Raw genomic sequence first — 12,655 nt, 5'->3', positions numbered from 1 at the left:
CACCAATCGAGATCTTCTTACTTAATCTACGTCACTAAATTCGTTCAAGTTATTTCTTGCAATCTGCCGTTTTAATAAACGATTATTAATCTATCTATTATTATCCTAATGCTCTGGTCATATAAATACTTAGTAAGATTGTGTAGCATTGTGCTCATAGAAAAATAGATATAACAAACAATACAATAATAATGATTATAAATATGAAATTTGAATTTAAAAAAATCTTGTCAGAAGTCATATCACATTTTTTATTCCTATTGTCATCATAAGCGTCATGGTTTTCGTTATTTTTCAAACTGATACTATATTTCTCGAATAAATGCCTAAACTCAATGGCTTTATCTGGTCTTTCGGAAACCAATAGTAATTTTAACTGCATTCGCAATTCATTAATTTCAAGTTGTTCATAATGTAATTTTAATGCTCGAGCGCTATAATCTAATGTAGATAGAAAATACTGCAAAAGAATTAAATATATAGAAAACGAATTAGTAATAAATATTGATAATTCAGATGCTTCAATATTAGTATATGTAACCAATATTGCTATTATTGTTCCTATATTTGTTATGAAAAAAAGAGTATTCCACTTCGAGTTGTATGATTTGAAACGCTCACTTTTTGAAATACGATTCGTACGAGTTCTTTTGAGGTCATCAATGGCATCTTCTATTAACGATTCCACTGATTTATATTTGTTTTCCATATTAAAGTAACCTATTCAATAATTTCAAATTAACACAATATATTTTATACTAAAATTTTGAGTAATCCATTAAATTCGTAATTGCATCATAGAACCCAGCTCAATTATGATTGATTTAGACAAATATTATTAAAGACGCTGAGGATTGTTTTTGATTTGATTTAGCGATCTATTATTTTCCAATCTATTCGAAACCACTCTGGCAATGTAGACTTAAAACCTTCATCTTCAGATTTAAGTTCTTTTGAAATCAAATCATCCAACAGTTGTTTAGTTGACTGACTTGATTTGGATATCTTTCCTCATTATGGTTACTCTTTTTTCAATTCAGACTTATCGATTCGAGTCCCATCGCCTAGATCAATCCCATCATTAGCAAAAGTCTTTTTAGCCATTTTTGCAATTGCTGATGTTGTAGCATAATCAAAGCTACCACCAACTACTGCACCGGCAACTGGAATTGCTTTGCCCATGTTAATAACACCTTTTGTGCCAAACTTAGTAACTAATCTGAACCCAACTGCCTGATTAATTTTTTGAAGCGATTTACCGGGAATTCTTTTTACGACACCAACTAGTAACTTATCTCCAATTGTTATTCCTGTTTTTTTAGTAATATCAATAGCAGAAGTACCCGCTAAAGTAGCATAAACAAAGGTTCTGACTTGATCGCTGTTTAAATCATAATCTCGAATAGTGGCAATTGCAGCAATCATTCGCATTTGTACTAAAATAACTGACGCAACATTGGCTGGAATAGTTACTGGTAGTGTAATAATTCCACCAAAACCAGTTAAAAAGCCCGAGGTTGTTGCCTTAACCTTTTGAAAATTCACTAGTTTGTTTATTGCTGTTTCAGGATCATATCTAGTTAAATAATCTTGAACTAGCAAATCAATACTTTTTTGTCCAGGTAATCCTGTCATTGTCTTTTCATATGCCCAGTCTAATGTTTGCATCATCTTACTATGAGTTAATGAATTTACATCGTCAGGATTCAAGTCAATCTGGTGTTCAGATTGATTAGTATTACCAAATATTTTTACCACACGAAGTTTCCTCATATTTCGTATTTATTAAGTATCTTATGACACAAACATTTTTTGCAAGAAGCCTTTTTTCTGCTCTTTTAGTAAGTCTAACTTACGCTGATGAAGGGTGATGAGGTTGTCGAGTTGTTTAAAGAATGAACCTATCTCAGTTTGCTCTTCAAAACAAGGTAATGTTGACGTAAATCCTTCAACTTGCGATCTTGATAAATTAGTCTGAGAAACACCACTATCAAATTTTAGAAAATAACTATTCCGATTCAAAATATAACTTAGAAATATTGAGTCCGTACCTTTTTTAGGTGTGATTCCTGCAATACGTTGATTTAAAGTATACTTGTTATCTTCATCTATCCGGAAAACTTTAGCTAATGCTTTTCCATTAGGCAAGTCACTTAGAACAAAAGTTATCTCTCCTTTAAACAGAGGTTCTACTTGTTTGTAGGTATGCCGCTGGACATTCCCATTGGTAGAAATAAATTTTGAGTTAACAATTGTAAATTGACCATCAATATCTTCAACTTGCTCATGTGCCTTACCATTTCTATAGTTTGCAATATCTTTTAACTTACGCTGTTCCCAATCGTCAGCAAATCCCGAAAAACGCAATTCTGGAACTCTTGAGCCATTTTTTGGAAACATTTTTTGCAAGAAGCCTTTTTTCTGTTCCTTGAGCAAATCTAACTTACGTTGATGAAGAGCGATAGTGTTATCCAGCTGCTTGAAGAATGAACCGATTTTGTTTTGTTCCTCAATTGCAGGGACACTTATTATAGCTTCTTTAATATCAGTAGAATTAATACTTTCAAATGTTGATCCAGTGCTATATCTAGTCCAATACCCGTCGGACTTCATTTTACCAAGATTTTGAAATATAAATTCATTACCTTTTATAGCAGCAACACCTCGACCAATAACCACGTCATAAGCTGTTTTACCAATATCTCCAACCGGTGCTCGGACACTTAGAATGAGATCATCTTTTTCAGCTTGTTTAGTAACTTGAGTTGTCCATACTCTCGGGAAAACACGACCATTTTTCATGTCAGCATTACCTTGCACAAGAATATAATCATTAGGATCATCAGTATAATTTTCTGAATTAGGAGATTGTCCCATCACTATTCGAACTTCGTCTCCCAACTTACGCTCTTCCCAATCGTCAGTAAAACTCGAAAACCTAACCTTTGGTACCATCTCACTCATGCTGATCACCTACCAAAATGCGCTTAGTTGCTTCGATAATGTCTTTGCTCTCATCTGTAACCGCTAGGTCATTAATCATCTTGAGCAATTCTGCTTGTGTTGCGGCCATTTCGGCTTCAACTTGTGCCAGTTCTTCGCTCACTTTAACGAGGTCAATTGGTTCTTCCTCTTCAAAGGTATCCACGTAGCGTGGTATGTTTAAGTTAAAGTCGTTTTCCTTGATCTCTTCAAAACTGGCGACATGGGTATATTTGTCAATATTTTCTCGGTGCTTATAAGCTTGTACAATTTTTTCAATATGTTCTGGTAATAACACATTTTGATTTTTCTGCTTATCAAAGTCGTTTGACGCGTCGATGAATAAGACATCACGATTGGCACGATTCTTCTTCAGGATAATAACCGTGGTTGGGATACTTGTGCCGTAGAAAATATTAGCCGGTAACCCAATGACCGCATCAATAGCGCCCATTTCCAGCAATGCTTGACGAATAGTGCCTTCTGCCGCCCCACGGAATAACACACCGTGCGGTAAGACAATTGCCATTGTCCCGGTATCTTTCAAATGATAGAAGCCATGCAATAGAAAGGCAAAATCAGCTTTAGACTTTGGTGCCAACTTACCGAAACGTTCAAAGCGTGGGTCAGATAAGAACTTATCAGCGGCCGACCATTTTGCCGAATATGGTGGATTCATCACCACTGCATCGAATTGATGTGGTTCTTCCGTCGGCCAATCCGCGTCTAGCGTGTCCCCATTATTCAAATTCATACGATCTTTATCAACACCGTGCAAGATCAAGTTCATGCGTGCCAAGTTATACGTTGTCGTATTCAGTTCTTGACCGTGATAATGCACTTGGCGTGGTTGAGACAAATAGCGTCGAATATTTAACATCAACGAACCAGAGCCCATCGTTGGATCATAAATATGGAATGGCGCACGGTCTTCCTGACCGATGGCAACAATTTCAGACATAATGCGTGACACGGCTTGTGGTGTATAGAACTCCCCCGCCTTCTTCCCTGCACTCGCAGCAAATTGACCGATCAAGTATTCATAGGCATCACCAATCACATCACCATCATGGGCAAACAACTCGATTTCATCCAAGGCACGTAGTACTTCAGTAATTGTCACGTTACGCTGTTGGGCGTTTGACCCAAGCTTAGTTGAGTTCAAATCAACGTCGGCGAACAAGCCATTGAATTGTTCCCCTTGGCGTTCCAGTTCGTTAAACCCTGCTTGTAAATCCGTGAGGTTAAATTCATAGCGATCAGCTTGCTGACGATACGTATAAAAGAGTTGATCAGGGGCAATAAAGTAGCCTTTTTGAAGTCTGATGATATCAGCGACTTCTTCAGGATCTTCTTCATACCAGTCGAGTAGGGACTGGTACATCACACTACGTTCTGGGTAAGTTGTTGTCGCCCCATTTTCTTGTTCATACACTTCGCGTAATTCAGCATCTGAGAGATACTTGTAGAAGATTAAACCTAATAGGTAGTTCTTGTATTCACTGGCATCCATTTTCCCGCGCAAAATATCCGCTGATGCCCAAAGTTGTTGTTCTAATCCTGTTGCCATTAAAGTTCTTCTTTCCATTTTTGGATAATATCGAATTTATCCTTGAGTTGTTGTTCGATGACTTTCGTGTGTCGACGATATTTTTCACCTGTTTTGGCTTCAAAATCAGTCTTTGAAATCGTCATAGATTTGATTAGATCAGGCAGATAAGGAATCACTTGCTTATCTGCCCGATATTCATTCACCGCTGATCGTAAAAAGTCACGCGACAAGCCAAATGCTTGAACCTGTTCTTCCGTTAAAGCATCAATTTTTGCTTGAATAGCCGCTTCTTTTAATGCGATAACATCCATGGTTTCCGGACTATTCAGAATTTTCGTTTTCAAATCTTGATACAAAGGTTGTACCAGTTCATCTTTGTTCTGAATTTCTGCCTCAAACTTGGCCAACGCCCCATCTTCTTTTGCCTGCAAGGCTTTAAGGAGATGATTGATATAAAAACTATCAACCTTTTCCTTATGCGTCGCGTTGAGGTCTGACGAGAAGATAATGTCGGCCAATAAGCTGTCGATATCCAACGTTTCTTCCTCATCTTCAGCTGCTGTCTTAATGGCTGCTTTCAGATTTTCAGCTTTCCCTTGGAATTGTGGGAGTTGGTTGGTAATTGGTGCCAATTCTTCAGCATCTTCTTCAAATTCATCATAACTCTTCAACGCGCGGTAGTTCTGTTCCAGCTTTTGGTAAGCACGGACTTGATTGATCATTGTTGGAATGTCATTTGGATTCTCATCCAGTGCTACCTCTGCTTGGAAGTAGTCTTGCACCAGCGTGTCAAACTCCTCACGAACTTCGTGGTATTCTCGTGGGATGAGTGCTTCAAAGTTTTGATCTTCGTTTGAGAACAAGCGGAATGTCGCTTCCACGTTCTCTTTCATCGTCTCAGGCTTCCGGAAGGTCACTATCATACCCGCGTCTTTGCCGGTATAAATCCGGTTAGTCCGTGAAAAGGCCTGCAACAATTTTTGATACTTCATTTCACGATCGACATATAATGTTTGAATGGTTGGTGCATCAAAACCCGTCAGCAAGCGATCTACGACGATGACAAGATCTAGCCATTGGCCGTCCGTTTGATACTGACGCTCCTTACGCGCCAAGCGTTTGTTAATGTTTTGGTTATACAGTTTCTCATCAGTATATGGCGTACTATCAAACTGCTTGGCATAGTCGGCCATAATCGTCAATAATTCATCATCAGTAGCATTTTGATCCTGTTGATCAGGGTTCGTGGAAAAGGTAATTGCTACTCGCGGAAAATCTGGATCCAGCAACTGGTGCCGTTCATCGAATTGTCGACCATTAATTAAAGTTCCAGCTGCCTTCATTTCTTGCAAAATTTGATAAATACGCTTGGCTTGGGCAATTGAGTGCGTGGTTAGAATACCAGACATGGTTGGCAAACCATTTTGCACTTTGAATTTCTTAACGATACTGCGGCGATCAAAAATTTTACGCAACATCGCACGAATGTGTTCATCTGTTTCATAAACGTCATTCGGTATTAAGCGCTCCTGCTCAATCACCTCATCTGGTACCTGGTTGTTATTTGCGCGTGCCACGATTCCTTCTTGATCGACTTCTGATAGCAGCGAATGATATTCCACTTGGAAGCCTAGAACGGCTTGATCATCCATCGCATTTTTAGTGGTGTAAGCATGGAGTAAATCACCGTACTGTTGTGCCGTCGTCCGTGCATACGTGCCGTTTTCTTGCTTTTGGTTTTCCTCAAAGATCGGTGTTCCTGTCAAACCAAACCAAGTAGAATTAGGCAAAATTTTCTTAATGCGACGCATCTCTTCATCACTGACCGCCCGATGCGCTTCATCGACAATAAAGACAATGTGTTCTTTGCGTAGTTTTTCAAAACGATTGCTACCGGTCTCTTCACTTTCCGCCTGTGCTGTCCGCATCGCCGCTGACAACTTTTGAATCGTCGTAATCAGAATCGTATTATTATTTTTCTGCGACAATAGACTCTTGGCCAATTGATGTTGGTTTTTAATCCCGACAATGAGTGTATTGTTCACTGATGTACCTGAAGTTTGTCCCGTATGGTACTCAGACGCAAACTTGGTGAATTCATCTTGTGTTTGCGCATCAAGATCGGTCCGATCAACAACCATGACAGTCCGATCAACACCGACTGAATTTTGCGCCAATAGTTTCGTGGCGACAAAGCTGGTAATGGTTTTCCCTGATCCAGTCGCATGCCAAATGAAGCCACCTTCATGTAAGGCCGCTTGTTGTCGAATCTTACGGATAGCATGAATTTGATAAGGACGCAAAACCATCAAGAACTTTTGATTCTTTTGATCATCAACTAAGATGGTATATTGACTAATTAACTCATGGGCATCTGGAATACGTAAAACTGTCCGCGCAAAATCAAAAAGGTCTGGTACAGGGACATTATTCTCTGTTCGCCAATTAAACAAAAACTTTTCCATGCGTTGGAAAGCTGCGGCATTGTCCATACTTGGTCGCGCAAAATAACGGGTATCGACTTTGTTCGACACAATAAACAGCTGTGTCGTAGCATAGATCCCCTTGAAAAAGCCATCCTCTGCATAACGTTGAATTTGATGGAACGCCTGCATATAACCATCTTTAGCTGATTCCTTTTTCAACTCAATGTGAATAATCGGCAAACCATTGATTAAGAGCGTGACGTCACCACGGGTACTACGTTCTGTATTAGGGACAATCTGGTTCACCACTTCATACGCTGAGGTCCCACCTGCAATATCCTTGTTCCGGAGTACCTCAAGGCTTATCGTATCACCCAAATCACGTTCCAACAAAATCTGCGCAACGCCGTTTTCACCGCGTAACCATTGTGACGCCAAGAATGGTGAACTAGTCAAACGTGCGAGTTCGACTTTGACACGATTAAATTCATCATCTGTCAACGCCTGGTCTTCTAAAATCGCAGCGTTTAAACGATTCAGATGGTTCCGAAAATTGGCCCACAGGTCGTCTTCAGTTTTAATATCCGGCCGATAACGCCACTGATTTTCTTCTTCACCTAATATACTGATAAGTTGATTCTCAATTGATAGCTCTGATGGCATATAATATATCCTTAGATCAAATTAGCAAGCCAATATGCAATACACTGTTGATATAAACAGTGACATTTTGGCACAACTTGTTACTGTTTATATTATGCCATGAAACCAGCAAAAAATAAGCATCATATCATTCAACATAAACACCAAATATTTGATATTTTAATGTTTCTAGAGAACCTATTACTTATTAAATTCGTTCAAAGCGTCAATTGGAACTTTGATATAATTTCTCGCTATGACAGTTTGTTGCGAAACGACATAAATTTCAACAAAATGATTTCCAGTAAAGTTAGACGGCTCTATATGATACTTTTCGCCAGATGAAATTTCACCATGCTCTAATGATTGTGACCTTGCAGGCCACACTGTGGAAATTATCCATACATACTATCATGCGTTGTTAGATGAAATATCACATCAAGAAGCAGAAAAAGTTAAGAGTATTTGGGGCTAATTCTTAGTATCCTAAAGGGTTGAGCTGTTAGGTTAAGAAAATTTGAGCGTGGCGACAATTTGGCTCCGCGTGGGATGTTTTCTTCTGTTATTTAACGTAATGGAAAATAAAAAAACGTTGATATATCAACGTTTTTTTCATACTCTGACGGTATATAGCATACCCTTAAGGAGATAGCGGGATTTGAACCCGCACACCGCGAAACGCGGCTCGACGGATTTCGAGTCCGTTGCAGTACCAGATTGTGCCATATCTCCATGAACAAGAACCACAAGTGAGTGGTTCTTAATCAATTAAATTACTTTGATGCCTTACGACGCTTAGCAGCCTTTTCACGTTCAGCCGTGTTCAAGATTGCCTTACGGATACGAACGTTTTCAGGTGTTACTTCAACGTATTCATCATCGTTCAAGAATTCCAAGCTAGCTTCCAAGTTCATGACACGTGGTGTCTTGATTGAGGCTGTTTGGTCCTTGTTTGATGAACGCACGTTTGATTGTGGCTTCAACTTTGTCACGTTGACAGAAATATCGTTGTCACGTGAGTTCATACCAACGATCATACCTTCATAAACGTCAACACCGGCACCAACGAACATTTGGCCACGGTCTTCAACACCCATGATGGCATAGTTAGAAGTAGTACCTTGGTTAATTGAAACCAAAGCGCCGTTACGACGACCTGGTTCCCAGTTACGAACAACTGGACGGTATTCAGCATATGTGTGGTTGAAGATACCGTAACCACGTGTTGCTGACATGAATTCAGTTGAGTAACCAATCAAACCACGTGAAGGTGCCATATAAGTCAAACGTGTTTGACCGTTACCAACAGATTCCATGTTGATCATTTCACCCTTACGTTGGTTCAATGAATCGATAACTGTTGAGGCATATTCATCAGGTGTATCAATTTGAACTGATTCGTATGGTTCTGATTGCACGCCGTCAATGTCACGATAGATAACTTGTGGACGTGAAGCTTGCAATTCGAAGCCTTCACGACGCATTGTTTCAATCAAGATTGACAAATGCAATTCACCACGTCCTGAAACTAACCATGCACCAGCTTGGTCAGTGTCTTCAACACGCAAAGAAACATCAGTGTGCAATTCGCGACGCAAACGGTCTTCGATTTGACGTGCTGTCACGAACTTACCTTCACGACCAGCAAAGGGGCTATCGTTTTGACGGAACGTCATTTGCAAAGTTGGTTCGTCAATACGCAAGATTGGCAAAGCTTCTGGGTGGGCAGGATCAGCAACAGTTTCACCAACTGAGATGTCTTCCATACCTGAAACCGCGATCAAATCACCGGCCTTAGCTTCTTCGATTTCAACTTGGTCAAGACCAATGAAACCAGCAAGCTTTGTGACACGGAATGATTGTGTTGTACCGTCAAGCTTCAACACGTCAACGTTATCACCCATCTTGATCGTACCGCGCTTAACACGACCGATACCAATACGACCAACGAAGTCGTTATAATCCAACATTGCCACTTGGAATTGCAAAGGTTCGTCAGAGTTATCAACAGGTGCTGGAATTGTTTCAAACACCTTGTCAAAGATTGGCTTCATTGTGTGTTCTTGGTCAGCAACATCTGGTGACAATGATGATGTCCCGTTCATTGCTGAAGCAAAGATCACTGGGAAGTCCAAATCTTCTTCGTCGGCACCAAGTTCAATGAACAAATCCAACACTTCATCAACAACTTCTTCTGGACGTGCGCCTGGACGATCAACTTTGTTGACAACAACGATTGGTGTCAAGTTTTGTTCGAAGGCCTTCTTCAACACGAAACGTGTTTGTGGCATTGTGCCTTCAAAGGCATCAACAACCAACAAAACACCGTCAACCATACCCATGATACGTTCAACTTCACCACCGAAGTCCGCGTGTCCTGGTGTATCCAAGATGTTGATCTGCTTGTCCCCAACCTTAACGGCTGTGTTCTTTGACAAGATTGTGATCCCACGTTCCTTTTCGATGTCGTTTGTATCCATTGCACGATCACCCAATTCCTTGCGTGAGTCCAATGTATCTGATTGCTTCAAAAGTTCGTTAACCAACGTCGTCTTTCCGTGATCGACGTGGGCGATGATAGCGATGTTACGAATATCTTCGCGATTTGCCAATTTCCTAGTGCTCCTTTAATTTAAATGCTACTCTTCTCATAGTAAAAGCTAGGGACTGGTGTGCCCTAGCTTTGATGCAACGCTAAAATATCACGATGCGCACGATTTGTAGCCACTAATACTATGTTAGATGATAACATATCTAGGGGCTTACCGTCAATATCTGAAACTGATAATCCAAGCGTTTGTGCCAAAACTTGGCCAGCCGCAAAGTCCCACGGCATCATTTTAGAGGAATAACCGACCGCCTGGCCTAAAATAACGCGAATAAATGATGGACCCGCAGCCCCAATAATCCGAAAACCTAAAGCGGCTTTGGCAATGTCATCATAGCCAAACATCCCATACAATAAGCGCGCACCACTTAACAAGACTAACCCTTCAGACAAAGGTTCATTTTTAGGGGCGCTAACGCGTAATTGGTTGGCATAGACGCCTATTTCTGGTCCGCCGTGATAAACAACATTATTCATCACATCAAGAATCCACCCCAAAACGGGCTGATTATCGATATAGAGGCCAATCATAATCGCAAAGTCCGATTTTTCTTTGATGAAATTCATCGTGCCATCAATGGGATCTACAAACCACACATGCCCTTGCATATCCAGTTGCTGATCGCCAAAGCCTTCTTCACTGACAATATGTGCTCCCGGATCAAAAGCGCGAATTTTAGTATTTAAAAACGTTTCGTTTGCGCGGTCAACATTGGTCACCAAATCTCGCGGATTATTTTTGGTGCCGACGTTTAATTCCTGCGTCATTGCCGCTAAGGTTTGCTGGCGCACGTCATCGAGCCACAACATGACGGTTTGGTCAATTTCTTGAATTTCAAATTGGCTCAGTGTCATCCGCGTACCCGATCTTTGGTCGTGTATTGCGCCAGTTTCATCGTTTGATAAATGCTATGACCTGTTTGACGTTCAAAATCACGATCGAACCGCTTTTGTTCACTTTTTGCCGGCATCACATCACGAAATGCGTCATAACTTGCCAGTAACGTGGCTTTAGCGACACCAGTTTCATAAACAGCTAACACGCTGTCAATAAAATGAGATACCGCCACAATATCTTCAACTGTCCAACTACCATCGATTAGTAACGTATAATTTTCACTCATTACTCTATTTTCTACAATCTTTCAAATTTTTTATCAACTATCTCTATTTTACCGCTTCAGCCACTATTTTAGCGATCTTTAGCTAAAATTATTGTAACATACATCCCCTTGCAACCGATTTACCGGCCAACCAATTAGCGGCTGCTAATGATAACGTCACGACCGTGTATCGTCGTGTGAAAACCTATGAAATCAATGCGCTTCTTTGTATAATGATTTGGAGGTGTTGAACGACACGATGACAAGTTTTAACACCTAGTTAAATTAATCATGAGGGCACAACAGATGATACAAGGTCTTTTAAATATTTTGAATTGGCACCCACTATACTTAGCTGGTCTCACATTTGGACTCGTGATGTTGTTTGTTTTTGGATTAGCTTACTTGCGACATCGCCCTAAAAAACAATCCTTGCGGTGGTTTTATCAAGCACTCATGGTGGCGAGTTTGGTCACCAGCATCACCTTGGGGCTAGACTATCTCTACCAAAATAATGTTGGTCAACTCAAAGACCACACGCTCAATACGCTCCAAAAACAGCAGCAAAAGGCACAAACGCGTCAAGCCAAAAACGATACGACTTCACGCGATCAGATTGCCAAAATGGTCATGCGACAAGCGCAAAAGGGCTTAGAAAAACAAGGTTTTGTCGCCATCCCCAGCCGCTTTATTCTCCTCCCTATTTATAATGATGCCTATTCAAATAAAGGTTTAGATGCTGGTGCCAATTACGCCAATCGGTCAGCAGTCGATCCGCTCGGTACCCAAAAACCTGTTATGGGTCAAGGTAACTACGGCTTGGCTGGCCATAATTTCAACGATGGCCAATCTGGCTTTAGTGCTTTGCAAGAATCTAATAATCATGATTGGCCCTACATTCAAAACGGCCAATTGAAGGGATCCGACTGGTTGAATGGTGAGCCGGTTATTTTAGCTAATGCTTCGGGTCTTTTTGTTTATGAGATTACCGGCCAAACCACAGTGACTAAAAATGACATTGCGGTCCTTAATCCAACCAAAGCGCCAACACTCACGATCATTAGTTGTCTCTTTCCATCAACACAATACCGCATTATCACCCACGCAGCATTGAAAACCCACTACAATTGGCAACAAGCACCGCAAAATCTCGTTGATTTGTTTAATTTACGTACCCAACGTACCAATGCCCACGTTGATTGGTGGAATCCAGGTACCGAAGAAGGCGTTAACGGCGACGCTGGTGGCACAAAAAAATAAAAATCGGTATAAAACTGCGCTGCATAACACGTTTAGGAGTTTTAACCTGTTGGCCAGTTTGATATACTATTATGGAGGTGAA

The 12,655-nt window shown here is 40.5% G+C and carries 10 protein-coding genes and 1 tRNA gene; 1 reads left to right on the top strand and 10 read right to left on the bottom strand.

Features of this window, described 5'->3' with window-relative positions; translation table 11 throughout:
- Positions 1 to 154: 154 nt before the first annotated feature.
- The 10 genes from IE039_RS02745 to IE039_RS02700 all read right to left on the bottom strand — a co-directional run bounded on the left by IE039_RS02745 (position 155) and on the right by IE039_RS02700 (position 11,334).
- Positions 155 to 709: an SLATT domain-containing protein gene (locus IE039_RS02745; protein ID WP_010003222.1), complete on the bottom strand. Its 555-nt coding sequence runs from the start codon at positions 707 to 709 to the stop codon at positions 155 to 157.
- A gap of 311 nt (positions 710 to 1,020) precedes the next feature.
- Entirely contained in the window at positions 1,021 to 1,773 is a 753-nt protein-coding gene (locus IE039_RS02740) for an EcsC family protein (RefSeq protein ID WP_189428690.1), read from the bottom strand.
- Between the two features lie 21 nt (positions 1,774 to 1,794).
- Positions 1,795 to 2,964, bottom strand: a complete 1,170-nt coding sequence (locus IE039_RS02735) for a restriction endonuclease subunit S (RefSeq protein ID WP_010003225.1) — start codon at positions 2,962 to 2,964, stop codon at positions 1,795 to 1,797.
- Positions 2,957 to 4,552: a type I restriction-modification system subunit M gene (locus IE039_RS02730; protein ID WP_010003226.1), complete on the bottom strand. Its 1,596-nt coding sequence runs from the start codon at positions 4,550 to 4,552 to the stop codon at positions 2,957 to 2,959. Before IE039_RS02730 ends, IE039_RS02735 begins: the two co-directional genes overlap by 8 nt.
- A complete protein-coding gene (locus tag IE039_RS02725) occupies positions 4,552 to 7,623 on the bottom strand; it encodes a type I restriction endonuclease subunit R (RefSeq protein WP_010003227.1) in 3,072 nt (1,023 codons plus the stop codon). The genes IE039_RS02730 and IE039_RS02725 overlap by 1 nt, the downstream gene beginning before the upstream one ends.
- Positions 7,624 to 7,803: 180 nt before the next feature.
- On the bottom strand, positions 7,804 to 7,989 hold the full coding sequence (locus IE039_RS02720) for a nucleotide-binding domain-containing protein (protein WP_229782829.1): 186 nt from the start codon (positions 7,987 to 7,989) through the stop codon (positions 7,804 to 7,806).
- Positions 7,990 to 8,245: 256 nt separating this feature from the next.
- Positions 8,246 to 8,334: transfer RNA gene (locus tag IE039_RS02715), tRNA-Ser, on the bottom strand.
- Between the two features lie 41 nt (positions 8,335 to 8,375).
- Positions 8,376 to 10,214 (bottom strand): translational GTPase TypA, encoded by a 1,839-nt coding sequence (gene typA, locus IE039_RS02710; protein WP_010002267.1) that lies wholly within the window; start codon positions 10,212 to 10,214, stop codon positions 8,376 to 8,378.
- 65 nt (positions 10,215 to 10,279) lie between these two features.
- On the bottom strand, positions 10,280 to 11,065 hold the full coding sequence (locus tag IE039_RS02705; RefSeq protein ID WP_010002264.1) for an inositol monophosphatase family protein: 786 nt from the start codon (positions 11,063 to 11,065) through the stop codon (positions 10,280 to 10,282).
- Positions 11,062 to 11,334, bottom strand: coding sequence for a UPF0223 family protein (locus tag IE039_RS02700; protein WP_010002263.1), 273 nt, complete (start codon positions 11,332 to 11,334; stop codon positions 11,062 to 11,064). The genes IE039_RS02705 and IE039_RS02700 overlap by 4 nt, the downstream gene beginning before the upstream one ends.
- Before the next feature lie 285 nt (positions 11,335 to 11,619).
- Here IE039_RS02700 and IE039_RS02695 point away from each other — a divergent pair, with 285 nt between their 5' ends.
- On the top strand, positions 11,620 to 12,573 hold the full coding sequence (locus IE039_RS02695) for a class A sortase (RefSeq protein ID WP_189428689.1): 954 nt from the start codon (positions 11,620 to 11,622) through the stop codon (positions 12,571 to 12,573).
- Positions 12,574 to 12,655: the final 82 nt, after the last annotated feature.

This window comes from Leuconostoc lactis KCTC 3528 = DSM 20202 (assembly GCF_014651235.1).
GTDB classification, from domain to species: domain Bacteria; phylum Bacillota; class Bacilli; order Lactobacillales; family Lactobacillaceae; genus Leuconostoc; species Leuconostoc lactis.
Note: the sequence above shows the minus strand (reverse complement) of the source record. Positions and strands in the feature narration are given on the sequence as shown.